Here is a 25,429-nt window from a genome sequence, read left to right as displayed (position 1 = left end):
GGGCTAGTACCGCTCCCAGTGGATCGCGTCGTCGAGTGGACGCCGGTCGCGCCAGCCGAACCGTTCCAGATCCGGCGTGTGCTGGAATTCGTGCACGGGGCCGACACACAGCCACGCGACGGGACGGATGCCGGCGGGCAGCTCGATCAAGTCGGTGAGGAAGGGGGCGTCGTAGAAGCTCACCCAGCCGACGCCCACCCCTTCGGCGGTGGCGGCCAGCCACAGGTTCTGGATCGCGAGAACGGTGGAATACAAACCGGTTTCGGGCACCGTCGCGCGACCGAGGATCTGCGGTCCGCCGCGACTGTCGTCGTGGGTGACAACGATCCCGGTCCCGCTCTCGGTAATGCCCTCGATCTTGATCGGTTCGAAGGTACGGGCTCGCTCCGGTGGCAGCGAATCCCGGAATTCGATGCGCTTCTCGGCGACGTGTGTGGCGAACCGCGCCAATGTCGCCGGGTCCCGCACGACGACGAAGTCCCACGGCTGCGAATTGCCGACGCTGGGTGCGCGGTGGGCCGCGTCCAGGATTCGGAGCAGGGTCGCATCGTCGACGAGATCTCCGGTGAATTCGGCACGCACATCGCGGCGCCGCCGGATCACGTCATAGATGCTGGCTTCTTGCGGTGACACCGGTTCAGTCAATCAGGCCCGGACACCGGCAGACGAAAGGGGCTCCGCGGAGATCGTCTCCGCGGAGCCCCTTCGCGTTCGGTGATCGCCTCAGGCGGCCGAGCCGACCGTCTGCCGACGTTCCGCCACCCGGCGCTTGCCTTCCTTCAGCGCGGTGCGCAACCCGCGCCGGCGCCCGGTCACCGGGTCGACCGTGCCGATGCCGCCGAACGCGCGCTCGGATTTGGTTTCGGGGGCGTCGTCGGTGCCGCGCCGCAGATATTTGTTGGGCACCGACAGCTTGATGATGGTGCGCCACGACTTCGCGTACTGCACCGGCAGCGAGCCGCTGGTGTAGGGCAGATCGTATTTGTCGCACAATTCCCGCACCCGCACGGCGATGGCCCGCAGCCGGTTGCTCGGCAGGTCCGGGAACAGGTGGTGCTCGATCTGATGGGAGAGGTTGCCGGTCATGAAATGCATGACCGCGCCGCCGGTGATATTGGCGCTGCCCAGCATCTGACGCAGGTACCACTCGCCCTGCGTTTCGTTGAGCACATCGCCCTTGGTGAACTTCTCCGCGCCGTCGGGGAAGTGGCCGCAGAAGATCACCGCGTTGGTCCACACATTGCGGACGATATTGGCGGTGATATTGGCCGTCAGCGTGGACAGGAAGGCCGGTCCGGTCAGCAACGGGAAGATCAGGTAATCCTTGGCCGCCTGCTTGCCGACCTTCTTCAGCACGAGCTTGCGGTCCTGCTCGAATTGCCGGCGTTCCGGCGAATCGGGCGCCCACTTCTTCTTCGCGACCTTGCCCAGCTCCAAATGCTGGATCGCCACGCCGTATTCGAAGAACATCTGCAGCAGCAGGTTGTAGACCGGTTGCCCGAGATAGAACGGCGACCACCGCTGATCGCGCGTCACGCGCAGCAGGCCGTAGCCGATGTCGTCGTCCATACCCAGCACGTTGGTGTACTTGTGGTGCAGGTAGTTGTGCGTGATCTTCCAGTGTTCGGACGGGCCGGCGTTGTCCCACTCCCAGTTGGAGGAGTGGATCTCCGGATCGTTCATCCAGTCCCACTGGCCGTGCATGACGTTGTGGCCGATCTCCATGTTCTCGATGATCTTGGCGGCCGACAACATCGCCGTGCCGGCCAGCCAGGCCGGCGGTAGGAAACTGGCGAACAGCGTTGCGCGACCCCCGATTTCCAGGGCGCGCTGCAAACGGATCACGTTGCGGATGTAGCGGGCGTCGGTCTCGCCTCGGGAGGCTTCGATTTCACGGCGAATCGCATCCAGCTCCGCGCCGATCGCTTCCACATCCTCGGGGGTGAGGTGGGCGTATTCCTTGACATCCGAGATCGCCATGCTGGTTACACTACCGTAGGTTACGGTCCCGTAGGTTATCTCCGGATCGGATTACAACTGTGGCGTATACCGCATTGTGATCGTGCCCGATATGGCTTAGGTTAGTCGCTTTCGTTGTTGCCGCAACCGGACCCGAACAGTCGCTCGTCCGCGCAGTCCGCGGCGTCGGAGTATCTGCTTTTCGGCCCGAGCTTTTTCCTGCAGGGCGAGCTTCGCCTCGCGCAGCGCCGCCTTTTCCTGCCGGGCCTTCTCGCGCAATGCGGCCTTGGCATCGACCAGTGCCGACCGCAATCCCTGTCGCCGCCCGGTGAGGGGGTCGACACCGAACAGCGGCTCCTCGGTACCGGCCGGAAACGGACGGGGCAGCAGCGAGAATTTGCGTTCCGACGACGTCTCCGGGGCGTCGTCGGCGGTACGGCGGAGGAATCGATCGGGCAGCGCCAGTTTGTGAATCGTGCGGAACGCCAGCGCATATTGTTTGCCCAGCGACCCCGTGGTGTACGGCAAGTCGTATTTGTCGCAGAGTTGACGGACCTGCTCGGCGATCTCCGGATACCGATTGCTCGGAATGTCCGGAAAGAGATGGTGCTCGATCTGGTAGCAGAGGTTGCCACTCATGAACGCCATCGCCGGGCCGGCCTGGAAGTTGGCACTGCCCAGCATCTGCCGCAGATACCATTCCGCCCGGGTCTCGTCCGCGAACTGTTCCTGGGTGAATTTCTCGGCGCCGTCCGGGAAATGCCCGCAGAAGATCACCGCGTACGCCCACAGATTGCGGATCAGATTGGCGGTCGCGTTGGCCTTCAGTGTCGCCTTCCAGCCCGGGCCGCTCAGCAGCGGGAAGACCACGAAGTCCTTGGCGACCTGGCGGCCGGCCTTGCGCAGGAACTGCCGGTTGGGTTCGGACAGCAGATCGCTGCGCGGAACTCCGGCCTGCAGTTTCTCGATCTTGAGATCGTGCAGGGCGATACCCCACTCGAAGAGCGCGGCCAGGATCAGATTCGCCACCGGCTGCGCGAGATTGATCGGCTTCCACTCTTCGTCGCGGGTCATGCGCAGGATGCCGAAGCCCACGTCGTCGTCCATGCCGACGATGTTGGTATAGGTGTGATGCGAGAAGTTGTGCGCCCGTTTCCATTGCCCGGAGGTTCCGGTCATATCCCACTCCCAGCTGGTGGAGTGGATCTCCGGGTCGTTCATCCAATCCCATTGCCCGTGGCTGATGTTGTGCCCGAGCTCCATGTTCTCGATGATCTTGGCGACCGACAACATCGCGGTGCCGGCGACCCAGGCCCATTTGTTGCGGCCGGCGAACAGGACCGCCCTGCCCGCGGCCTCGAGCGTGCGCTGGGCGCGAATGGTGCGCCGGATGTAGGCGGCGTCGCGCTCACCCAGCGATTGCTCAACCGTGCGGCGGATGGTGTCGAGTTCCTGCCCCAGTGTCTCGATATCGGCAGCCGTCAGATGCGAATACGCCTTGATGTCGGTGATGGCCACGGTCCTGCAATGCCTCCGCTTCGCTCCGGCGGTTTCGAAATGAATGCCTCTGCCTCGCGTCGGCGGGCCGGTATCGGATTGCCTCCGCTGCGCTTCGGTGCGGTCGCCTCCGCTGCGCTTCGGTGGGAGGTCTCGGTCTGGTCCTCTTCAGGGTATCGGTTACCGGTGGTGATCGCTCGCGCCGCCGCGGGGCCAGCGGGTGAACACCACCGGAACGCGACTCACACGTCCAGGGTGCAGTCTCCAGCCGCGGCCGAGATGCAGGTCTGCACCTTCTCCCCGGCCTGATGTTCGGCGCCGTTGCGCAGATCGCGCACATGCCCGTCGGTCAGGGTGACCACGCAGGTCTGGCAGATACCCATCCGGCAGCCGAACGGCATCTGCACGCCCGCCGCCTCACCGGCCTCGAGCAGGCTGGTGGCGCCGTCGACCTCCGTGCTGCGATCAGTGCGGGCGAAGGTGACGGTGCCGCCCTCGCCGATCGCCGACCGTTCCACCTCGAACCGCTCGACATGCAGTTTGTCGCTGATACCCGCGGCGGCCCAATGCTTTTCGACATCGTTGAGCAGCCCGGCCGGACCGCAGGCCCAGGTCTCGCGCTCGCGCCAGTCCGGGAACCGCGCATCGAGATCGGCCAGATCGAATTTACCCTGCTCACCGGTGAGGTGGATATGGGCGGTGAAACCCGGATGCTTGTCGTGCAGCGCCCGCAGTTCCGCGCCGAACATGACGTCCTCGGCGGTCCGGGCGGAATGGATGTGCACGATGTCGTCCATCGCGTCGCCGTCGGTGCGGTCGGCGGCGCGGCGGTCCATGGTCCGCAGCATGGCCATCACCGGGGTGATGCCGCTGCCCGCGGTGATGAACAACACCTTCGCCGGCGGCGGCTCCGGCAGCACGAACCCGCCCTGCGGCGCGGCCAGACGGACGACCGTGCCCTGCGGCACGCCGTTGACCAGGTGGCTGGACAGGAAGCCCTCCGGCATCGCCTTCACCGCGATCGAGATCACCCGTTCGGCGCGGTTGTCCGGGGCGGTCCAGTCCGGCGGGCAGGTCAGCGAATACGACCGCCAGTGCCAGCGTCCGTCGACCAGGACACCGATGCCGATGTACTGGCCGGGGGTGAAGGTGAAGTCGAAACCCCAGCCCGGCTTGATCACCAGGGTCACCGAATCCGCGGTCTCCTTGCGGACTTCGACGATCCGTCCGCGCAGCTCCCGCGCCGACCACAGCGGATTCACCAGATGCAGATAATCGTCGGGCAGCAGCGGGGTGGTGATGCGGGCGGCCGCTCCGCGCAGCGCGTCCAGGCGCGTGCGTCCGGCCATCTTCGCGTCGGCGACGGGGGCCTCGAGCCATGCCCGCAGGCCTTGTACCGATTTCGACACCATCGTGCGAATGCTCATTTCCTGTGATCACGCGCCTGCGGCGCACCCTTCGAGCCAAGGTTACGGCATCGTAGGTTAGCGGGCGGATCAGAGGAGGTCGAGCAGGAACGGCAACTCCTGTGCCGCATACCAAGCCAGCTGGTGATCCTCCGCGTCGCCCAGCACGAATTCCGCGTCCGGATCGCCCAGATCGGCCGCATCGATGACGTCGACGGCCTTGGCGACCTGCGGTTCGGCCTCGGCCAGGTCGACGTGCACCGAGGCGATGCGCTGGTAGGTGATCGGCCCGGACAGCCGGACCACCGCATCGTCGAGATCCGGGCGCAGGGTCGTGCCCGTCACATCGGCGGCGATCACGGCACGGCGATAGACCGGGGCCGAATACGACGATCCGCCGTCCTCGGCGGGAGCGTCGGGATCGGTGCCGGCGGGCTCGGCGTCGTCGTCGGCCTGCAGCAGCGCGGATTCGCGTTCCTCGGCGAGCAGTCGCAGCGATGCGCGCGCGGCCTCGCCCATCGCCACCTCGGCCAGTTCCTCGTCGTCGCCGGAGGCGTATGCCTCGCGCAGCGCGGGGGTGACCGCGAAGGCGGTGTCGTTGACGGCGCGAATTTCGCGCTGCGCCACCAATTCCCGGAGCATGGCGATGGTGGCCGGGACATAGACGCGTAGCTTGCCCTGATCAGACGCAGGCACCGAGCATCTCCTCCATGGATTCGCGCACCGCCGCCGCCAGTACGGCGATATCGGCCATCGCCTCGCGGTCGGCATTGAGACCGTAGAACACACGTCCGTCGTAGGACGTGATTCCGATGCTCGACGCCTGATTGCGCAGCAACGGCGATACCGGATACATCTCCAGCATCCGTGCGCCGCCGATGTACATCGGCCGCTGCGGACCCGGCGCGTTGGTGATCACCAGATTGAATGTGTGTTCTGCGAACGTACTCGCCGCCCGCACACTCATCGCGTGCAGGCTGGCCGGGGCGAAGCCGGCCATGTGAACCAGGGTGCGCGCCCGTACCGCGCGTCCGTGCCGGGAATTCTCGGCCGTGGCGTGCGAGATGTGCGACAACCGCATGACCGGATTCTGCTCTCCCACCGGCAGATCGATCAGGAACGAGGAGACCTCGCTCGCCGGGCGCAGCGTGTCGTCGGGCGGCCCGTCGACGTAGACCGACATCGGCACCACCGCTCGCAGCACCGCCGATTCGACCAGGACCTCACCCCGCGACTGCAGGAAGATCCGTAAGGCGCCGGTCACCACGGCGAGAATGGCGTCGTTGATCGAGCAGTCGAAGTGTCTTCGGATCCGGCGATAGTCCTCGAGGTCGGTCCGTGCGATATCGAATCGGCGGCATCGCGAGATCGAGGTGTTGAAGGGACTGTCCGGTGCCGTGCGCCCGGCCGCGCGCACCCGGCTGACGGCGGCGTCGACGGCCTTACCCGCGGCGGCCACCACCGCGGACGCGTTGGCGCCGGCGTCGCGCACGACTTCCCACGCCGCCGCGGGCTGGGTCGCCATTTCGGCCAGCGACATGCCCAGCAGTTCCACCTCGCCGGGTTCGCGGTGAGCCACCCAGGTATCGGTGGCGACCACCCGCGGCGCGGGCCCCGAGTCGAGGATGACGTGCCCGATCTCGAGTGCGGTATCGCCGTCGACCAGCGCCGAATGGGTTTTGGTGAAGATCGCGCAGCGGTCGCCGGACAGTCCTTCGATCAGGTACATCTCCCACAGCGGCCGGCTCGGGTCGAGTGCTCGCGAGGACAGCCGCCCGACCAGTTCGTAGAGCTGTTCGTCGGAGCCCGGAGCCGGCAGCGCCGAACGTCGCACGTGATAGGTGAGGTCGAAGCGACTGTCCTCGACCCAGACCGGACGACCCAGTTTGAACGGCACCTCGCGCACCTTGCGGCGGTAGCGCGGCACCATCGACAACCGGCTGTCGACCAGGTCCAGCAGTGTCTGATAGTCCACGCACGAGGAGCCGTCGCCGGGGTCCTCGGGGGCGACGCGCACGATCGCGAGAGAGCCGATGTGCATGGGATTGCTGCTCGACTCGAGCCGGAAGAACGACGCGTCCTGCGGCGTCAGTCTCGTGATCACGCTGTCCGATGCTCCTCTCCGTTGCCGCTCTCCATTGTGGGGTGACACAAACCTTCCGCGCGGGACTGTGTGGGACTTGTCGCGTCGGTGCCGGAATTCCGCCTTCGAGGATGCCGGACATGGCATGCTGGTTCGATCCGTGCCCAAGCATGCCGACCAGGGGGAGTGTCGAATGCTCGAGTCTTCTGCAAGCCCGGTATACACCCGCCGCGCCCGCCGCGCGCCGCTATTCGAACCACCGTTGGATCCGAAAGGCTCCGGTGATCGAACGCCGCTCGATCGGGGGACCGCCGACCATGGTGTGCCGCGACTGCGGGCACCGCGCCGGTCCGCCCACGACGGGCGCTCGCCGGGCTCCGGAGCCGGTGCGCCGCCACCGCGGCGGATTTCCGAAAGCGATGAAAATAGTTCTGCTGCAGCTTCTTTCGCGGAGAAGTCGCTGCGGCTGGTGCTGGAGGTCATCGACGGCCGGCGTCCGCTCGGGCAGCTGCGTTCGGTGGTCGAGCCGACCGTGCTGGCCGCCGTCGAAACGCTCGCCCGCACGGCCGCCGCGGAACGCCGCCTCGGGACGGCGGTGCTCGTCACGGTGAGACTGGCGGAGGTCACCGGGCACACCGCGGAAGTGTGCGGCGGATACGAGCGGGGGGAGCGCCGGTTCGCCGTCGCCGCGCGGTTGGTGCTGCGGCGTGGACACTGGCGGATGAGTGCCCTGCGCATGCGGTGATCGCCGGGCGCGTGTCGTCCCGAAGTGTGATCGATCACTGTCGGCCCCGAGGGGGCATCGCTGTCTGTGGATGTGCTGGCGCGGCGGCGCCTACGATGGAGGCCGCATTACCATGGACGATGCCGCTTATCCGCGCGCCGGGAATTTCGCCCATACGATGAGGCGGGGGCTTCGGTATGCCGCGAGTAGTGCGGTGTGCCGAAGATGTAGCACTGCAAGACGACAACATCGACCAGAGGACTGACGAGACCCGTGCCTGCGCTGACACTGACGAGGTTGCTACGTTTTGGTGAGGGTCGCACCGTCAAGCGGCTCGCGCATCTGGCCGACGAAGTTCTCAGTCTGGACGACGAGTACGCCGATCTGACCGACGCGGAACTGCGCGCGAAGACCGACGAATTCAAACAGCGCTACGCCGACGGCGAATCCCTGGACGAGTTGCTGCTCGAGGCTTTCGCGGCCGCCCGTGAGGCCTCCTGGCGCGTGCTGAATCAGAAGCATTACAAGGTGCAGGTGATGGGTGGCGCGGCCCTGCACATCGGCAATGTCGCCGAGATGAAAACCGGTGAAGGTAAGACGCTCACCTCGGTGCTTCCCGCGTATCTCAACGCCATCAGCGGCGACGGTGTCCACATCGTCACCACCAACGACTACCTGGCCCGCCGTGACTCCGAGTGGATGGGCCGCGTGCACCGTTTCCTCGGCCTGCAGGTCGGCGCGATCCTGTCCGGGATGAGCCCCGCCGAGCGGCGTGCGGCCTACAGCGCCGACATCACCTACGGCACGAACAACGAATTCGGCTTCGATTATCTGCGCGACAACATGACCCATTCGCTGGACGATCTGGTCCAGCGCGGGCACAACTTCGCCGTGGTCGACGAGGTCGACTCGATTCTGATCGACGAGGCCCGCACGCCGCTGATCATTTCCGGCCCGGCCGACGCGTCGAGTAAGTGGTATGCCGAATTCGCCCGTATCGCACCGCTTCTGAAGAAGGATGTGCACTACGAGGTCGACATCAAGAAGCGCACCATCGGCGTGCACGAGGCCGGTGTCGAATTCGTCGAGGATCAGCTCGGTATCGACAATCTGTACGAGGCCGCCAACTCGCCGCTGGTCAGCTATCTGAACAACGCGATCAAGGCCAAGGAACTCTACGCTCGCGACAAGGATTACATCGTCCGCAACGGCGAGGTCATCATCGTCGACGAATTCACCGGCCGCATTCTGGTCGGCCGTCGCTACAACGAGGGCATGCACCAGGCCATCGAGGCCAAAGAAGGTGTGGAGATCCAGCCGGAGAACCAGACGCTGGCCACCATCACACTGCAGAACTATTTCCGCCTGTACGATAAATTGTCCGGTATGACCGGTACCGCCGAAACCGAGGCGGCCGAGCTCCACCAGACCTACGGTCTCGGCGTGGTGCCGATCCCGACCAACAAGCCGATGATCCGCATGGATCAGGCGGACCTGATCTACAAGACCGAGGAATCGAAATTCGCCGCGGTGGCCGACGACATCGCCGAGCGGCACGAGAAGAACCAGCCGGTGCTGATCGGTACCACCTCGGTGGAGCGCTCGGAGTATCTGTCGAAGCTGCTCACCAAGCGCGGTATCCCGCACAACGTGCTGAACGCGAAGTTCCACGAGCAGGAAGCGCAGATCATCGCCGAGGCCGGCCGCCCGGGCGCGGTCACCGTGGCGACGAATATGGCCGGCCGTGGTACCGACATCGTGCTCGGCGGTAACCCCGACATCATCACCGATACGCTGCTGCGGCGGCAGGGCCTGGATCCGGTCGAGACGCCGGACGACTACGAGGCCAACTGGCTGCCCGCGCTGGAGCAGGTCAAGCGGCAGGTCGAAGACGACGCCGATCTGGTGCGCGACGCCGGCGGCCTCTACGTGCTGGGCACCGAGCGGCACGAGTCGCGGCGCATCGACAACCAGCTGCGCGGTCGTGCCGGCCGCCAGGGCGACCCGGGTGAATCGCGCTTCTACCTCTCGCTCGGCGACGAGTTGATGCGGCGCTTCAACGGTGCGGCCCTGGAGTCGATCATGACCCGGCTCAACCTGCCCGACGACGTGCCGATCGAGGCCAAGATGGTCTCCCGCGCGATCAAGAGCGCCCAGACCCAGGTCGAGCAGCAGAACTTCGAAATCCGCAAGAACGTTCTGAAGTACGACGAGGTGATGAACCAGCAGCGCACCGTCATCTACGCCGAGCGCCAGCGCATCCTGGCCGGCGAGGATATGGAGGGCCAGGTTCAGTCGATGATCACCGACGTGATCACCGCCTACGTCGACGGCGCCACTTCCGAGGGCTACGTCGAGGACTGGGATCTGGCCAAGCTGTGGACGGCGCTGAAGACGCTGTACTCGGTCGGCATCGAATACCAGGATCTGACCGGTGAAACCGAGGACGGCGAGATCGGCGAACTGAGCCGCGAGGAACTGCTCGAGGCCGTTCTCGAAGACGCCCACGACGCTTATGCGCGGCGTGAGAAGGAGATCGACGATCTGGCCGGTCCCGGCAGCATGCGCAACCTCGAACGCCAGGTCCTGCTGTCGGTCCTGGACCGCAAGTGGCGCGAACACCTCTACGAGATGGACTACCTCAAGGAGGGCATCGGCCTGCGCGCGATGGCGCAGCGCGATCCGCTCGTCGAGTACCAGCGCGAGGGTTTCGACATGTTCGCCGCCATGCTCGAGGGCTTGAAGGAGGAGTCGGTCGGCTTCCTGTTCAACCTCCAGGTGGAGGTCCAGCAGGCCCCCGAACAGCAGCCCGCGGTCGACCCCGGCCTGCGGTCCCCGGTGGGCGCGATGCATCCCGCTCCGGCCGTGCCCCAGGGTAACGGCGCCGCCGAGAACGCCCCGGCGGCCTTGCGCGCCAAGGGAATCGACGAATCCGGCCCGCGCGGTCTCAGCTTCTCCGGCCCGGACGAAGGTGGCCACGCCGAAGTCCGCAGCGCCGCCCAGGAATACGGCGACACCCCCGCCACCGGCATGACCCGCCGCGAACGCCGCGAGGCCGAGCGCGACCGCGCCAAGCAGGGCAAGCCGGCGAAGACCAAGCGCCGCCGGTAATTCCGGCACAAGACAGCGGCCGGCCCACCGATCAGGTGGGCCGGCCGCTGTCGTGATGTCAGGTTTCGGTGTGTTGCTCGTAGCGTTCGCGAGCCGCGTGGACCCGGTCCATGTTCTGCTCGGCCCAGTCTTTGACTGCGCGCATCACCGGTAGCAGGGAGTGGCCGAGTGAGGTGAGCTCGTATTCGACGCGGACCGGGACCGCGGGGGTAACCGTGCGGGAGACCAGCCCGTCGCGTTCGAGGTTGCGCAGGGTTTGGGTGAGCATCTTCTGGCTGATGCTGGCGAGGCGGCGTTGCAGGTCGCTGTAGCGCTGGGGGCCGTCGGCGAGGGCGTTGACGGCCAGGCTCACCCATTTGTCGGCGATCCGGTCGAGTAGTTGCCGAGCGGGGCATTGTGCCAGGTACGCGTCGTAGTCTGCGCTCGCCTGGGCTCGGTGTTGGGCGGCGGTTCGGGTGGCCACGGGTCTCCTCGGGGTGGGATACGCACCTTCGAGTGCGTACTTCCCTATGGAGAGTAGCTCTCCATAGGTTGTGCAGCATGAGTTCTCGAAACAGCATGCGGGCGGTGGTCGTTCGGCGGGTGGGTGGCCCGGAGGCACTCGAGGTGGTGCGGGTGCCGGTGCCCGAGCCCGGACCGCGGCAGGTGCGGATCCGGGTGGAGGCGGCGGCGGTCAATCCGGTCGATATCGCGACCCGCAGCGGCGCCCTGATCGACGCGGGTCTGATGGCGCCGCGCGAGACCATCGGAATCGGCTGGGACGTCGCGGGAACCGTCGACAGTATCGGTCCCGGCGTCACGACATTCGTTGTGGGGCAACGGGTTATCGGACTGCGTGATCTGCTCGACCGGTCGCTGGGTGCTTACGCCGAGTATCTGGTGCTCGATACCGATGCGGTCGCGCCGGCGCCACCGGACGTCGATGCGACCGAGGCGGCCACGCTGCCGCTGAATGCGCTGACCGCGCAGCAGGCGCTCGCGCTGCTCGGCCTTCGCGCCGGTGACACCGTGCTGGTGACCGGCGCCGCGGGAGCGGTCGGCGGTTTCGCGGTCGAGTTGGCCGTGCGTAGCGGGTTGCGGGTGGTCGCGCAGGTCGCCGACGACGATGCGGCATTCGTTCGCGGACTCGGCGCCGAATGGACCGTGCCCCGCACGTGCGCCGACCTCGCCGAAGCGGTAGGTGCGCTGGTTCCGGGAGGTGTGGATGGCGCGTTGGACGGCGCGGGCCTGGGTGTGCGTGCCACGGCAGCGGTTCGCAACGGCGGCGCGTACGCCGGGGTGACCGGTGGTCCGGCCCCTGTTCCGTTGCGCGGCATGAGAATTCATCAGGAATGGATCAGAGCCGACGGAACCGCGCTCGCCGAACTCGCGGCGCTCGGGCTGACCTTGCGGGTAGCCGACGTCCTTCCGCTCGAGCGCGCGGCCGAGGCGCACGAGCGGTTGTCCGCCGGTGGATTGCGCGGACGGCTGGTGCTCACGCCGTAGTCACCCGCTGGTTATGTGTTTCGTCAGCACGCCGCGGCGATCTCGTCTGTGACTTCTCAACAGCGGGAACCGGGAGGCAGGCGAACAGCTAATACGGGGCATACGGTCGGTTTCATCGAAGGCCGAGACCGACCAGGAGCTGCCCATGTGTTCGACGCCGCAATTCTCACCGCACCGCGTCACCGAGACCGCCGTGGCCGCGGCCTCCGGTGCGGTATCCGCCACCGCGCCGAGAGGCGGTGCTCGCGGTGACCGGTGACCCCGCAGATACCGGGGGCGCCCGGATGGCCACGGTATCGCCGCTGCTGGTGCTGGAGGGAGGCGGCACCGAGGTGATCGGCGGCCTCCCCACCGCCGAGATGCTGCTGCGGATGGTGCGTGATTCGCGCCCGGCCGCGCATCCCCTGGACCCGCTCGCGCGGCAACTCGCGGAACTGCACACCGGTGTGGCCCAGTCGCACGATGCCGAGTATCGCCGCGCGGCCGAGGCATCGCGCCGCGAGACCGTGCGTGTGATCGACCGATGGATCGAAGCCCACGTGCCGCAGCATCGGCACGGCACCGCGATCCACACCGAAACCGTCGGTTCCGTGATCGATCGGCTCATGGCGGCCTACGCCCGTGCCGCACATCTACTGGAAACCGCCACCGACGATCTGGCATTGCACGCGGCGTGGTTCCGGGTGGCAGAACTGGTCAACGGCTACGACGATCTGGTCGCGGCGATCACGCACGGCGAGCGCCGGCTGCCGACCTCGGCCTGAACACGGCCGGTCTCCGCACTCGGCGGGCGGATCGGAACCGCGTCACGCCCGCCGGGCGGTGACCAGAAGGTACTCCCAGCGCATCCGCCCGCCGCCGAGGTCGTGGCGAGCGGCCAGGTCGGCGAGGGCGCGGTCCAGTTCGGCGATGCGATCCGGGTCGCCGGCCAGGGCTTTGTACACGGCGACCGTGGGACCGTAATTGGCCTTGAAGAAGTCACGGAAGCGGTCCCCGTCGGCGAAACATTCCACCGTCGCGAATTCGCGCTCGATGTGCAGGTCGGTGACGCGGTCGCCGAACAGGTCCCGGAGGTGGTCGGCGGTGCCCCACAGCAGCGGCGATTGCGCACCGGGCGGCGGTGGCGGCGCGAACCGCTTCACGATGGCGAACATTTCGCCGATGAATCCCTCCGGTGTCCAGTTGATCAGCCCTATCGTCGCCTTCGGCGCGGTCACGCGGAGCAGCTCGTCGGCGGCCGCCCGGTGCGACGGGGCGAACATGATGCCGACGCAGGACATGGCGACGTCGAATCGGCCGTCGTCGTACGGCAGCGCCTCGGCGTCGGCGGTCTCCCAGGTGAGGTGGATACCGCGGGCGGCCGCCGCGGCCCGGCCCGCGTCGAACATTTCCGGCGTCAGGTCACTGGCGATGACGTCCGCTCCGGCTTCGGCCGCCGGAATGGCCGCATTCCCCGCTCCGGCGGCGATATCGAGCACTCGCCGGCCGGGACGGATATCGCAGGCTCGAACCAGGCGCCGGCCCAGGCCGGGGATGACGGTGTCCGCGACGCGGGGATAGTCGCCGAGGGCCCAGAGTGCGTGTGTGCGTTCGGTGAGGTCGACGGGTGATTGCTGGGTGGGATGGATAACTGTCATATCGCTAGCATCCGGCGGCGGCGGTAGCGTCGGCCAGTTCAACATCTGTACCCGGGGCGCGCCGAGTGGTCTACTGGTTGTGTGTCCGGCTACGGGGAGTTCTGCCCGATCGCCAAGGCCATGGATGTCCTCGACGAGCGGTGGACGCTGCTGGTCGTGCGCGAACTACTCTTGGGCAGTACACATTTCAACGAGCTGCGGCGGGGCAATCCGAAGATGTCACCCGCTCTGCTCTCCCGTCGTCTGCGCTCGCTGGAGCGGTCCGGGGTACTGCGTCGCGAGATCGGTGTCGATGGACGCGCCGCCTACATCCTGACCGACGCCGGACGAGAGCTGTCGACCGTCGTGCAGGCGCTCGGAGCGTGGGGGGTGCGCTGGATCGGCGATCTCGGCGACCGGGATCTGGATCCGCACCTGTTGCTGTGGGATATCCGTCGCACGATACCGATCCGGGCGTGGCCCGACGAGCGGACGGTTCTGGCGGTCGAGTTCACCGATGTCCCCGGCAAGGAGGCGCACTGGTGGCTGCTGGTCGAGCGCGGTACCGCGGCGATCTGCGACTACGACCCCGGATTCGAGATCGCGGCGACCGTGCGCAGCACGTTGCGGCAGCTCACCGAGATCTGGCGGGGCGACCGGAGCTGGGCGGCGGCGCTACGGGACGAAACGACCGAGATCGTGGGCCCGGCATCGATTCGGCGGCAGGTACCGCATTGGATCGGGCAGGCGAGCCTGGCGGCGACTCCGCGCCCGGAACGCGCCGAGTGAGCACCTCAGCCGTTGCCGACGACCCACGGATCGTTGGAATTCAGTGCCGTCAGCAGCAGCCGGATCGCCGCGACCCGTCGTTCCTTGCCGGGTAGTTCGTCCAGTGCGCATTCCGGGTCGGCGGGCGGGCCGAGGTGGGTGCAGCCGCGGGGGCAGTCCTCGATGGCCTCGGACAGGTCGGGGAAGGCGGCGATCACGTCGTCGGGCGAGATGTGGGCGAGGCCGAAGGAGCGGATGCCGGGGGTGTCGATGACCCAGCCGCCGCCCTCGAGCGGCAGAGCCACCGACTGGGTCGAGGTATGGCGGCCCTTGCCGACCCCGGAGACCGTCCCCACGGCTCGTTCCGCTTCGGGGACAACGCGATTCACCAGCGTGGACTTGCCGACACCGGAGTGGCCGAGCAGGCAGGTCAGTGAATCCCGCAGGAGGTCGCGAATGGGTTCCAGCGGATCGTCGCGGCCGCCGTAGACGATGGTCAGATCCAGATCCGCGAATTCCGAGGCGAATTCGGAGTCGGCGGCGAGGTCGTGTTTGGTCAGGCACAGAATCGGTTGCAGCCCACCGGCATACGCGGCCACCATGGCGCGTTCGACGAAGCCGGTGCGGGGCGGCGGATCGGCCAGCGCCACGACGATGAACAACTGCTCGGCGTTCGACACCACGATGCGTTCGAAGGGATCGGTGTCGTCGGCGGTGCGGCGCAGCACCGTTCGGCGATCGGCGACGCGGACGATCCGCGCCAGGGTGTCGGGCCGGCCGGTCAGGTCGCCGACCACATCCACCTGATCGCCCACCACGATCGGCGTGCGGCCCAGTTCCCGCGCCCGCATCGCGACCACGCGGCGATCCGGATCGTCGCCGAGCACACACCCCCAGCGCCCCCGATCCACCGAAACCACCATGGCCGACACCGCGTCTCGGTGTTCCGGCCGGGTCTTGGTGCGGGGTCGCGAACCCCTGCCCGGGCGGACCCGGACATCGGATTCGTCGTACTCCCGGCGCCTCAGTGGGCCGCTCCCTCACCCGATAAGGCGCCGGCGCCCGCCAGCATCGATTCCCACAGGGTGACGAATTCGGGCAGTGTCTTGGCAGTGGTGCCGATGTCCTCGATGCTCACGCCGGGTACGCGCAGGCCGAGAATCGCTCCCGCCGTGGCCATCCGGTGATCGGCGTAGGAATGCCACTGGCCGCCCTGCAGCGGCGCCGGCTCGATGCTCAGCCCGTCCTCGGTTTCGGTGACATTGCCGCCGAGGCGGTTGATCTCGGTGGTCAGCGCGGCCAGCCGATCGGTTTCGTGTCCCCGCAGATGGGCGATTCCACGCAACCGCGAGGGGGAGTCGGCCAGTGCGGCCAGGGCGGCCACGGTCGGCGTCAGCTCGCCCACATCGTGCAGGTCGATATCGATACCGGCGAGGGACCGCGGGCCGCGCACGGTCAATTTGCCGTCGAAGCGCCGCACCTCCGCGCCCATCCGGACCAGGATTTCGCGGATCACGTCACCGGCCTGGGTGGTCAGCTGCGGCCAGTGCGGAATCGTCACCTCACCACCGGTCACCGCAGCCGCGGCCAGGAAGGGAGTGGCGTTGGACAGATCCGGTTCGACGTCCCAGTCGACGGCGTGGATCGGCCCCGGCTCGACGGTCCAGACCTGTTCCTTGCGCGGATCGGCCGGCGCCTGCACCCGCACCCCGGCCTGCTGCAGCATCTGCACCGTCATCTCGATATGCGGCATGGACGGCAGCGGTGCGCCCTCGTGCTGCACGGTGATCCCGGTCTCGAAACGCGCCGCCGACAACAGCAGCCCGGAGACGAACTGCGAGGAACCGGAGGCGTCGATGGTGACCGACCCGCCGCGCAGCGTCCCGGCGCCGTGGACGACGAAGGGCAGGGTGTTGCCGTCGATGTCGACGCCGAGGCTGCGCAGCGCGTCGAGAATCGTGTGCAGCGGGCGCAGCTGCGCCTGCTCGTCACCGAAGAACGCGACATCGCCGTGCGCGAGCGCGGCCACCGACGGCAGGAACCGCATCACGGTGCCGGCCAGTCCGCAATCGACGGTGGCGTTGTGCAATTGCGTCGGCGGGGTGACAGCGAGGGTGTCGCCGTCACCGGTGATTTCGGTGCCCATCGCGCGCAAGCCCGCGATCATCAGCTCGGTGTCCCGGCTGCGCAGGGCGCCGGTGATCGTCGAGGGGCGGTCGGCGAGCGCGGCCAGAATCAGTGCCCGGTTGGTGATCGATTTGGACCCGGGCAGGGTGACGGTCGCGTGCACGGCATGGTCGATGTGGGGCGCGGGCCAGAAACTCACCGGACCATCTTCGCGCATGAGAGCCGACCCCGTGTGCAGGGAGCGCGGTTTTGTGATCTCCGACGTATGCTCGTTTATTTGCTGGATTCGGACATTTGCGCCCTCATGCGGGATCTCGCCGGTAGCCACGGCCGTTTTCGGCACGCGAAAGGGCCCGCACCATTGGGTGCGGGCCCGATCGAGATGCTTCTACTTGTTGCGGCCGTGCAGCAGCGGAACCACCTTGCGCAGCAGCTTCATCGTGCTGTCGGTGCGCTTGTAGCTCAGCAGCGCCATACCCGGAATGGCGAAGCGCTGCACCGCGATCGAATGCGGGCTGGTGAACTCCAGCAGACCGGGCGCACCGTGGATACGGCCGATACCGGAGTCGCCGACACCGCCGAAGGGCAGCGACGCGATGGCGGCGAAGCCGAGCACCGAGTTGACCGAGGTCGCACCGGCGCGCAGGCGGCGGGCGATCGCGCGCCCGTGCTTGCGCGAGTAGACCGCCGAACCCAGGCCGTACTTGGAGTTGTTCGCCAGGTCGACCGCCTCGTCGATGTTCTCGACGGTGCGGATGGTGACGGTCGGGCCGAAGGTTTCCTCGCAGACGGCGTCGGAACTCTCGTCGACATCGACCAGCACCACCGGCTCGATATACGGCGCGTGCACCGATTCCGGGCCGCCCAGCACCGCGGTGCCGCCGTTGGCCAGCGCCGATTCGATGTGCCGGCGCACGATGTCGACCTGCGAGGGCATGGTCATCGGACCGTAGGAGGCCTTGTCGTCGGATCCGGCGTGCACGTTCGACAGGATCTTCTTCACCTCGGCCAGGAACGGCTCGCGAATCGACTTGTCGACGTAGACGCGTTCGACCCCGGCGCAGGTCTGGCCGCTGTTCATGGTCGCGCCGTAGGCCACGGCGTCGGCTGCCGCCGCGATATCGGCGTCGGCGGCGACGATCACCGCGTCCTTGCCGCCGCATTCCAGCAGCACCGGAGTCAGTGTGTCGGCCGCGGCGGCCATGATCTTCTTGCCGGTCGCGGTGGAGCCGGTGAAGGCGATCTTGTCGACCCCGGCGCGCACCAGCGCGGCACCGGTCGCGCCGAAGCCGTTGATCGTGACGAAAACGCCCTCGGGCAGGCCGGGGTTGGCGTCCACGAAAGCCTGGCCGACGAAGTTGCCGATCGCGGTGGAGTATTCGCTCGGCTTGAACACCACGGTGTTGCCGGCGGCCAGCGCGTAGGCGAGCGAGCCGTTGGGGGTGTAGACGGGGTAGTTCCACGGGCCGATCACCCCGACCACGCCCAGCGGCCGCTGTTCGATCGACGCCGCGAAGTTCGACATCAGGGCGCCGGGTGAGACCTTCTTCGGTTTGAGGACCTTCTCGGCGTTCTTGGCGGCCCAGGCGATGTGTTCGAGGGCCAGCATCAATTCCAGGTACGCGTCGTCGCGCGGTTTGCCGTTCTCGGCGTGGATGAGATCGCAGAATTCGTCGGCACGGGCGACGAGGCGGCTGGACCAGCGCAGCAGCGCTCGCTTGCGATCGGCGAAGCTGAGGCCGCCCCAGGTCGCGGCGGCCGCGCGGGCCTTGGTGACGGCCGCGCGCACCGCCTCGTCGTCGGCGATGGGGTGCGTGGCGATGACCTCGCCCGTGGCCGGATTGAGTGAGGAGAGCTCGGTGGGCCGAGCGGATTCGGCTGCCTGCGCCGACGCGGTGGTGGCGGTGGACTCGGTGGTGGACATGGTGCGGCGACCCCTAATGAGAGAGTTGTGGCAAAAAGTTCTCACATTCGCGATGTGATGTCAATCGCCTTCAGTTGGATTCGTCTCGTTGTGCGGGTAAGGCCGAGCCTACGGATTCTGTCGGTCCGCGATGGCAGCATGGAGATATGTGCGGCAGATATGCGACCACGGCGAATCCGGCCCGGCTGGCGGTCGAACTCGATGCCCTCGACGAGACCGCCGACGGGGCGCCGGGCGGCGATTCCGCCCGAGGAAAAGCGGCGCCCGGCGGTGATGGTGACAAGGGCGGTAGATCCGGAGACGGCGCCAACTACAACGTCGCCCCGACGAATCAGATCCTCACGGTCGTTCGCCGCCACGACCACGACCACCCCGACGACGACCCCGCCCTGCGGATTCGCCGCATGCGCTGGGGTCTGATCCCGGTGTGGACCAAGGCCGCCGAACCGGGGGTTCCGGCCAAGGGCAAGCCGCTGTTCAATGCCCGCGCCGACCGTGCCGCCACCGCACCCTCGTTCCGGGATTCGGTGAAGAAGCGTCGCTGTCTGGTTCCGATGGACGGTTGGTACGAGTGGCTCACCGAACCGCATCCCACCGGGTCCGGCAAGGCCGTGAAACAGCCGTACTACATGTCGGATGCGGAGGGGAACCGGTTGTACATGGCCGGACTGTGGTCGGTGTGGCGGGATCCGGCACAGCGGGATATGGCCCCGCTGATGTCCTGCACGATCCTCACCACCGACGCGGTGGGCGATCTGACCCGCATCCACGATCGGATGCCGCTGATGATGCCGCGCGAACACTGGGGCGCCTGGCTCGACCCCGACCATCCGGCGCCGCACGAACTACTGGAAACCCCTGAGCCGCAGGTGATTTCGTCGATCGTCGCGCGGCCGGTCTCGCCACTGGTGAATTCGGTGCGCAACAACGGTCCGCAGCTGCTGGATCCGATGCCGGGCGCGGGCAGCGAACAGGCCGGGCAGATCAGCCTGATCTGAACCCGGCCCGGCGCTGTTCGCCTGCCGCTAGTCACATTTCACGGACGGTATCGCGATATTCAGCCCGCATTTCAGGACGTCGGCGCCCATCTCGACGATCTTCGTGGTGGTGTCGGTGGCCAGTTCTATGATGTCGGTGGTGGCGTGGCCGCCCAGCTTCTCGGCCTTCTCCGCCTGTGGATCCTGCTCCGGCGTGCCCGGATGTTCGGCGTCGCCGCCGAGCGGATAGTTCGGATCGTAAACGGGGACCGGCGCGCTCGGAGCAGCGCCGGCGGGCGCTGCCGTCAGCAGACCGGATCCCAGGGTGAGCAGTGCGACGCCGGCGGTCGCGGCGAGCAGGCTACGTACGCGCGGACGATGAATCATTTCGCATCACATCCTCGGTTCGGAACGAATCGGGGGAGAACGAACTGCTCGACCAGTAACGCACAGAGACAGGTGAGCTTCCGGTAATTGGCGGGAATCGTGGGTGTGGCGCAGCGTGTCCGGCGGAGTGTTGCCGCCCGCGCCGGATCACCTCCGCGGAGTCGCCGCCGGACCCGGCTCCGCACTCGCCTGCAGCCCACCCGCCGTGCGTAGCGGCACTTCCTTCCAGAACACCACCAGCAGCAGCGCGATCCCGGCGATGGCCGTGACGGCGAGGAATACCGTATCCATCGAATCGGCGAAACCGACCTGGAACGGGCGGGCCAGCGTCGGATTCAACTGCTGGATCACCGAACTGTCGCTCATCACCTGGCCCGCTGCCGAAACATCGTGGGAAAGTAGGCCTTTCGACAGCGCCGCATCGGCCGGATTGCTGCTGTGCGCACCGTCGATCACCGCCTGCTGGTAGGCCGGTTGCGTTGCCGCACTGTGCAATTCGTCGCTGATATGCGGTGTCAGCTGTGCGAACAGGATGGACAGGAAGACCGCCACGCCCAAGGTGCCGCCGATCTGCCGGAAGAAGGTGGCCGCCGCGGTGGACACGCCCATATCCTTCGGCGGCAATGCGTTCTGCAATGCCAGCGTGAGCGGCTGCATGAGGTTGCCGAGGCCGAATCCGGTGATCGCCATGAAGATCATCACCAGCCACAGCGGGCTGTCGGCGCCGATCAGATGCAGCAGGAACAGTCCGAGCGTCAGCAGGCCGGCGCCGATCAGCGGGAAGATGCGGTAGCGGCCGGTGCGGGAGATGGTCTGACCCGCGATGACCGAGGCGGTCATCATGCCGAGCACCATGGGCAGCATCTGGAGTCCCGCGACCGTCGGACTCGATCCGCGCACCACCTGCAGATACTGCGGCAGCAGGGAGATCCCGCCGAACATGCCGGCGCCCACCACGAACGAAATGACCACGCCCAGAGCGAAGGTCGAATTCTTGAACATCCGCAGCGGAATCAGGGCCAGATCGCCGAGTTTCGCCTCGACCGCGACGAAGCCGAGAACGCCGACCACGCCGATCAGATAGCAGGCGATGGCGTCCGGGCTGCCCCAGCCCCATTCCCGGCCCTGCTCGGCCACGACCAGCAGCGGGACGATGCCGACCGCCAGCATCAGCACGCCCCACCAGTCGATCCGCACACCGGGATGCGGGCGCCGCGGTAGCTGCAGGACCTTGGTGACCACGGCGAAGGCGAGCAGTCCGATCGGGACGTTGACCAGGAACACCCAGCGCCAGCCGTCGATGCCCAGAATGGCCGGCTGACCGGCGAACAGGCCGCCCAGCACGGGCCCCACGACGCTCGAGGTGCCGAAGACGGCCAGGAAGTAGCCCTGATAGCGGGCGCGCTCACGCGGCGAGACGATATCGCCCATGATGGTCAGCGCCAGCGACATCAGCCCACCCGCGCCCAGCCCCTGGAATGCGCGGAAGGCGGCCAGTTCGTACATCGACTGAGCCATGGTGCACAGCAGCGATCCGGCGACGAAGATGGCGATCGCCGCCAGATAGAAGGGCTTGCGCCCGAACATGTCCGACAATTTCCCGTACAGCGGCGTGCTGAGGGTGGCGGTGATGAGGTAGGCGGTGGTGACCCACGCCTGCAGCGAATAGCCGCTGAGGTCGTCGGAAATGGTGCGAATGGCCGTGGACACGATGGTCTGGTCCAGTGAGGCCAGCAGCATGCCGAGGATCAGGCCGCTCATGATCACCAGCACCTGCCGGTGGGTGAAGCCCGCGGCGTCCGGGGTGGTGCCGGCTGCGGCCGGGGTGGTGGTCGTGGTCACGAATTCTTCTCCGTCGCAGGGCCTTCCGTGGGGGAGGGGAGGGTGAGTATCGCCGGTCGCGCGGCTTCGTAGTCGTCGACGAAGCGGTGCAGCAGGACCGCGAACTGCTCGCGGTCGGGGTCGTTCCAGTCGGTCAGAATGCGGCCGATCATCTCGTTGCGCCGCGCGCGCAGCTGGGCGGCCATCTCCTTGCCGGCGTCAGTGACGATCAGGACGCTGGCGCGGCCGTCGCTGGGATCGGCCTCGCGGCGCAACAGGCCCCGCTTGACCAGGGCCGCCACCTGGCGGCTGATCGTGGAAGCGTCGGAGTACATGGCCTCGGCCAGTGCGCCGGAGCGCATCGGGCCGTCCCACAGCAGGCGGAAGATGATGCGGTAGGCCGAGAGGTCGACATCGCCGTGCGAGGTCGCCGCCACCTGGGCGTTCGTCCGCTCCCGGATCCGCCCCAGCCGAATCAGCTGCTGGGCGATCTGATCGATCACCTGCTCGCTGTCCATGTATCGGACCTCCCGCTGTCGCCCGCTCGACCGCGTACCGGCCGAAAACTACTTGTATCAATCAACTATTTGTATACACCAACTAGTTGTTACATGCAAATATTTCCGATTCGCGTGGTCGGATCTCCCAGGCTGCGAGAAATCAGGCGACGACGGGCGCTGTGACCGCGCCGGTCAGCCGGATCAGCTCGGCGGGGGCGAGTTCGATCTCGAGCCCGCGCTTGCCGGCGCTGAAGAGGATGCGATCCCAGCTCAGGGCGGATTCGTCCAGCACAGTGGGCAGTGCGCGCTTCTGTCCGAGCGGCGACACGCCGCCCAGGACGTAACCGGTGATGCGCTGGGCCTTCGCCTTGTCGGCCATGGCCGCCTTGGGTGCGCCCAGCGCCGCGGCCGCCGCCTTCAGCGACAGCGACTGCGGAACCGGGAGCACCGCGACCGCGGGCGTGCCGGTCGACAGTTCGATGACCAGCGTCTTGAAGATCTGAGCGGCCGTCACACCCACCCGCTCCGACAGAGCGGTGACGGCCTCTTCGCCGTAGGACTCGCTGCGCGGATCGTGCGGATAGGAATGCACCACATGGGGCACCTTCGCCTGGGTCAGCGCCCGGATCGCGGGTGTCGATGCGGCCATGCCGGTCACCCTAGCGGCGCCCGTTCACACCCGGCAATCGCATGTACGCCGGGTGTGACGCGTCCGGCGGGAACACAGTCGGGGTCGTGCATGTTGCACTGTTCCGCCAGCACAGCGCAGCTGCCTTCGCAGCCGCTCGAGATCGGAAAAGTTCGAAGGAGATGCCGGTGACCGTCCTCGTCGACGAACGCCCGGTAACGACCGGCGACTCGCTGTCGTACCCGCTGATCGACATCATCGTCCCGAACACCGGGTTCGATCGGCGACCCTCGCGCGCGGTAGATTCAGATGCTACGGCGACCGAAGGGACTTCCGTGACGAGCGACGACGAACTGGCGGCCGATCGCCCCCGCGGTGACACCGCGGGCGGTTCCCGACCGGAAGATATCGAGATCCCCGACGACCCGGTGGACGACGACACGGCGTCCGAGGATGCCGAGGCTCGCGACGCCGAGGACGCGGAGATCGACGGCGATTCGACCGTGCGCTCCACGGCCGACGAGGCCGAACTCGCGCGGCGTTTCGAGCGTGACGCGCTGCCGCTGCTGGATCAGCTCTACGGTGCGGCCCTGCGAATGACCCGCAACCCGGCCGACGCCGAGGATCTGGTGCAGGAGACCTTCGCCAAGGCATACCAGGGCTTCCGGTCCTTCCGGGAGGGCACCAACCTGCGGGCCTGGCTGTACCGGATCCTCACCAACACCTACATCAACTCCTATCGCAAGAAGCAGCGCCAGCCCGCGCAGTACCCCACCGACGAGATCACCGACTGGCAGCTCGCCGCCACGGCCGAGCACACCTCCACCGGTCTGCGCTCGGCGGAGATGGAGGCGTTGGAGGCGCTGCCCGACGACGACATCAAGGCGGCACTGCAGTCGCTGCCGGAGGAATTCCGGATGGCGGTGTACTACGCCGATGTGGAGGGCTTCCCCTACAAGGAGATTGCCGACATCATGGGGACCCCGATCGGCACCGTCATGTCCCGGCTGCACCGCGGGCGCAAACAGCTCAAGGGGCTGTTGGCCGATGTCGCGCACGAGCGGGGTTTCGATCGGAACCGAACGGGCAACGGGGCGCGTCAGGAGGTAACCCAGTGAGCACGAGTGGGCACGAGCACGACGATCGGGGTGCCGGGGACGAGATGGAACTGGACTGTTCGGCGGTACTCACCGACGTCTGGCTGATTCTCGACGGCGAATGCGACGAGGCCACGCGGGCGCGATTGCAGCACCACATGGACCATTGCTCGCCGTGTATCGAGGCATACGGTCTGGAAGAGAAGCTCAAGCGCCTGCTGAGTCGCAAATGCGGTGGGGATCGTGCCCCCGAATCCCTGCGCGAGCGGCTCACTCTCGACATCCGGCGGTCGATCACCATCACCGAAACCCGGGTCGAACGCGAGTCCTGACCGCACGAACGAATGCGGCACGCCATCCATGATGGCGTGCCGCATTGTCGTTTTCAGCAGTGCACCGAGTCCGCTGGGCGGTCCCGGGGCGCACGGCGCGACGGCTCAGGAGTTGGGCCGCTTGCCGTGGTTGGCCGCATTCTTACGGCGGCTGCGCTTCTTACGCCCACGCTTACCCATCGGTATCTCCCTTCTGACCACACCAGGCTGGGGTGAACCCGCCTCAGGTGCGAGTTCCTGGGAGGAAAGGTTACATGCGCCGCGCGCCCGCCCGGCAATCGGCCGGTGAGCGGCCGGAAAGCAGTGACCCGCGCCACCGCCGGTATCGGCGCGTCAGATGACCGCGGGTGCTACGCGCGCGACAGGGGGGAGTGGCGTGGTGTCGGCGGTGGTGGCGAAGGCTCGGATCACGAAGGCGGCGAAGCGGCGCGAGGCGGCGACCCGGGCGGCCGGCGAGCCGATGTGAATGCCTCGGTTGGCCAGGAGCATGAGGATCAGGTCGTCGACGACGAAATCGGGCCGCAGCCGACCGGCGTCCTTCGCTCGATGTGCCAGTGTGGCAACGGCTTTCAGTGCGTATTCGCGTTCGGTGGTGAAATCCAGCGCGTGCGGAAAGGTGGCCGTGAAGGCTTCGGTGAAGCCTCGGCTGCGAGCGTGCAGTGCGAAGAGCTTCTCGATCACGAGGCAGAAGCCTCGCCACGCGTCCGGCTCCGCGAGTCCCTCGTCCACCACGGCCCGGCAGGCGTGCATCTGTTCCGCGAACGCCTCGGTGGCCAGGATCTGCTTGGTCGGGAAGCGCCGGTACAGCGTGGCCGGGCCGACTCCCGCGCGGCGGGCGACCTCGCGCATCGGCACGTCCAAGCCCTCGGTCGCGAACAGGGCGCGAGCCGCCTCCAGGATGCGTTCGCGGTTGTCGCGGGCATCGGAGCGCAGGGGTTGAGGCAAATCGTCGGGCACCACTCTCACTTTAGCTAAACGGACGGGGGC

At 67.2% G+C, this 25,429-nt stretch carries 25 protein-coding genes; 8 read left to right on the top strand and 17 right to left on the bottom strand.

Features of this window, described 5'->3' with window-relative positions; translation table 11 throughout:
* Positions 1–3: 3 nt before the first annotated feature.
* The 6 genes from bluB to RJ03_RS19630 form a co-directional block, all read right to left on the bottom strand.
* Positions 4–633, bottom strand: coding sequence for a 5,6-dimethylbenzimidazole synthase (gene bluB, locus RJ03_RS19655; RefSeq protein WP_036504534.1), 630 nt, complete (start codon positions 631–633; stop codon positions 4–6).
* A gap of 90 nt (positions 634–723) precedes the next feature.
* Positions 724–1,980 carry a fatty acid desaturase family protein gene (locus RJ03_RS19650; protein ID WP_036504532.1) on the bottom strand — a complete coding sequence of 419 codons (1,257 nt, stop codon included), beginning with the start codon at positions 1,978–1,980 and terminating at the stop codon, positions 724–726.
* Between the two features lie 96 nt (positions 1,981–2,076).
* Positions 2,077–3,477: a fatty acid desaturase family protein gene (locus RJ03_RS19645; protein ID WP_036504531.1), complete on the bottom strand. Its 1,401-nt coding sequence runs from the start codon at positions 3,475–3,477 to the stop codon at positions 2,077–2,079.
* Between the two features lie 221 nt (positions 3,478–3,698).
* Complete coding sequence (locus RJ03_RS19640) at positions 3,699–4,868, bottom strand: ferredoxin reductase (RefSeq protein ID WP_036504649.1); 1,170 nt, start codon at positions 4,866–4,868, stop codon at positions 3,699–3,701.
* Between the two features lie 84 nt (positions 4,869–4,952).
* Positions 4,953–5,504, bottom strand: coding sequence for a DUF6912 family protein (locus tag RJ03_RS19635; RefSeq protein ID WP_036504530.1), 552 nt, complete (start codon positions 5,502–5,504; stop codon positions 4,953–4,955).
* A gap of 40 nt (positions 5,505–5,544) precedes the next feature.
* Positions 5,545–6,966 carry a WS/DGAT/MGAT family O-acyltransferase gene (locus RJ03_RS19630; RefSeq protein WP_036504528.1) on the bottom strand — a complete coding sequence of 474 codons (1,422 nt, stop codon included), beginning with the start codon at positions 6,964–6,966 and terminating at the stop codon, positions 5,545–5,547.
* Positions 6,967–7,138: 172 nt separating this feature from the next.
* Between RJ03_RS19630 and RJ03_RS37265 the strand changes: the two genes are divergently transcribed.
* The gene (locus RJ03_RS37265) at positions 7,139–7,690 is read left to right on the top strand and encodes an Rv3235 family protein (RefSeq protein WP_157122189.1); all 552 of its coding nucleotides are present in this window, start codon (positions 7,139–7,141) and stop codon (positions 7,688–7,690) included.
* 252 nt (positions 7,691–7,942) lie between these two features.
* The gene (secA, locus tag RJ03_RS19620) at positions 7,943–10,780 is read left to right on the top strand and encodes a preprotein translocase subunit SecA (RefSeq protein ID WP_036504526.1); all 2,838 of its coding nucleotides are present in this window, start codon (positions 7,943–7,945) and stop codon (positions 10,778–10,780) included.
* 58 nt (positions 10,781–10,838) lie between these two features.
* On the opposite strand, the gene RJ03_RS19615 is transcribed toward secA, so the two are convergent.
* Complete coding sequence (locus RJ03_RS19615) at positions 10,839–11,243, bottom strand: winged helix-turn-helix transcriptional regulator (RefSeq protein ID WP_036504523.1); 405 nt, start codon at positions 11,241–11,243, stop codon at positions 10,839–10,841.
* Positions 11,244–11,320: 77 nt separating this feature from the next.
* Between RJ03_RS19615 and RJ03_RS19610 the strand changes: the two genes are divergently transcribed.
* Positions 11,321–12,265 (top strand): NADP-dependent oxidoreductase, encoded by a 945-nt coding sequence (locus tag RJ03_RS19610; protein ID WP_036504522.1) that lies wholly within the window; start codon positions 11,321–11,323, stop codon positions 12,263–12,265.
* 248 nt (positions 12,266–12,513) lie between these two features.
* Positions 12,514–13,029: a DUF4254 domain-containing protein gene (locus tag RJ03_RS19605; RefSeq protein WP_167331987.1), complete on the top strand. Its 516-nt coding sequence runs from the start codon at positions 12,514–12,516 to the stop codon at positions 13,027–13,029.
* Between the two features lie 42 nt (positions 13,030–13,071).
* On the opposite strand, the gene RJ03_RS19600 is transcribed toward RJ03_RS19605, so the two are convergent.
* Positions 13,072–13,902, bottom strand: a complete 831-nt coding sequence (locus RJ03_RS19600) for a class I SAM-dependent methyltransferase (protein ID WP_036504521.1) — start codon at positions 13,900–13,902, stop codon at positions 13,072–13,074.
* An 81-nt stretch (positions 13,903–13,983) separates the two neighbouring features.
* On the opposite strand from RJ03_RS19600, the gene RJ03_RS19595 reads away from it, so the two are divergent.
* Complete coding sequence (locus RJ03_RS19595; protein ID WP_036504519.1) at positions 13,984–14,670, top strand: winged helix-turn-helix transcriptional regulator; 687 nt, start codon at positions 13,984–13,986, stop codon at positions 14,668–14,670.
* Between the two features lie 5 nt (positions 14,671–14,675).
* On the opposite strand, the gene rsgA is transcribed toward RJ03_RS19595, so the two are convergent.
* From rsgA to RJ03_RS19580, 3 genes are all read right to left on the bottom strand, one after another.
* The gene (gene rsgA, locus RJ03_RS19590) at positions 14,676–15,677 is read right to left on the bottom strand and encodes a ribosome small subunit-dependent GTPase A (protein WP_036504518.1); all 1,002 of its coding nucleotides are present in this window, start codon (positions 15,675–15,677) and stop codon (positions 14,676–14,678) included.
* Entirely contained in the window at positions 15,674–16,993 is a 1,320-nt protein-coding gene (gene aroA / locus RJ03_RS19585; RefSeq protein ID WP_036504517.1) for a 3-phosphoshikimate 1-carboxyvinyltransferase, read from the bottom strand. The genes rsgA and aroA overlap by 4 nt, the downstream gene beginning before the upstream one ends.
* A gap of 171 nt (positions 16,994–17,164) precedes the next feature.
* On the bottom strand, positions 17,165–18,700 hold the full coding sequence (locus tag RJ03_RS19580) for an aldehyde dehydrogenase family protein (protein ID WP_036504515.1): 1,536 nt from the start codon (positions 18,698–18,700) through the stop codon (positions 17,165–17,167).
* Between the two features lie 146 nt (positions 18,701–18,846).
* Between RJ03_RS19580 and RJ03_RS19575 the strand changes: the two genes are divergently transcribed.
* Complete coding sequence (locus RJ03_RS19575) at positions 18,847–19,698, top strand: SOS response-associated peptidase (RefSeq protein ID WP_036504514.1); 852 nt, start codon at positions 18,847–18,849, stop codon at positions 19,696–19,698.
* 27 nt (positions 19,699–19,725) lie between these two features.
* On the opposite strand, the gene RJ03_RS19570 is transcribed toward RJ03_RS19575, so the two are convergent.
* From RJ03_RS19570 to ybaK, 4 genes are all read right to left on the bottom strand, one after another.
* Positions 19,726–20,064, bottom strand: a complete 339-nt coding sequence (locus tag RJ03_RS19570) for a hypothetical protein (protein ID WP_036504512.1) — start codon at positions 20,062–20,064, stop codon at positions 19,726–19,728.
* 147 nt (positions 20,065–20,211) lie between these two features.
* A complete protein-coding gene (locus RJ03_RS19565) occupies positions 20,212–21,825 on the bottom strand; it encodes an MDR family MFS transporter (RefSeq protein ID WP_083871161.1) in 1,614 nt (537 codons plus the stop codon).
* A 77-nt stretch (positions 21,826–21,902) separates the two neighbouring features.
* Positions 21,903–22,403 (bottom strand): MarR family winged helix-turn-helix transcriptional regulator, encoded by a 501-nt coding sequence (locus RJ03_RS19560; RefSeq protein WP_036504507.1) that lies wholly within the window; start codon positions 22,401–22,403, stop codon positions 21,903–21,905.
* 142 nt (positions 22,404–22,545) lie between these two features.
* A complete protein-coding gene (gene ybaK, locus RJ03_RS19555; RefSeq protein WP_036504505.1) occupies positions 22,546–23,034 on the bottom strand; it encodes a Cys-tRNA(Pro) deacylase in 489 nt (162 codons plus the stop codon).
* A gap of 464 nt (positions 23,035–23,498) precedes the next feature.
* On the opposite strand from ybaK, the gene RJ03_RS19550 reads away from it, so the two are divergent.
* Positions 23,499–24,131: a sigma-70 family RNA polymerase sigma factor gene (locus RJ03_RS19550; RefSeq protein ID WP_051024905.1), complete on the top strand. Its 633-nt coding sequence runs from the start codon at positions 23,499–23,501 to the stop codon at positions 24,129–24,131.
* A 44-nt stretch (positions 24,132–24,175) separates the two neighbouring features.
* Entirely contained in the window at positions 24,176–24,442 is a 267-nt protein-coding gene (gene rsrA / locus RJ03_RS19545) for a mycothiol system anti-sigma-R factor (protein WP_036504643.1), read from the top strand.
* 105 nt (positions 24,443–24,547) lie between these two features.
* On the opposite strand, the gene RJ03_RS39085 is transcribed toward rsrA, so the two are convergent.
* Together RJ03_RS39085 and RJ03_RS19540 are read right to left on the bottom strand one after the other, a co-directional pair.
* Entirely contained in the window at positions 24,548–24,622 is a 75-nt protein-coding gene (locus RJ03_RS39085) for a 50S ribosomal protein bL37 (protein WP_369801531.1), read from the bottom strand.
* Between the two features lie 153 nt (positions 24,623–24,775).
* Positions 24,776–25,399, bottom strand: coding sequence for a TetR/AcrR family transcriptional regulator (locus tag RJ03_RS19540; RefSeq protein WP_174372324.1), 624 nt, complete (start codon positions 25,397–25,399; stop codon positions 24,776–24,778).
* Between the last annotated feature and the right edge of the window lie 30 nt (positions 25,400–25,429).

The organism is Nocardia aobensis NBRC 100429, from assembly GCF_000308375.1.
Lineage (GTDB): Bacteria > Actinomycetota > Actinomycetes > Mycobacteriales > Mycobacteriaceae > Nocardia > Nocardia aobensis.
Note: the sequence above shows the minus strand (reverse complement) of the source record. Positions and strands in the feature narration are given on the sequence as shown.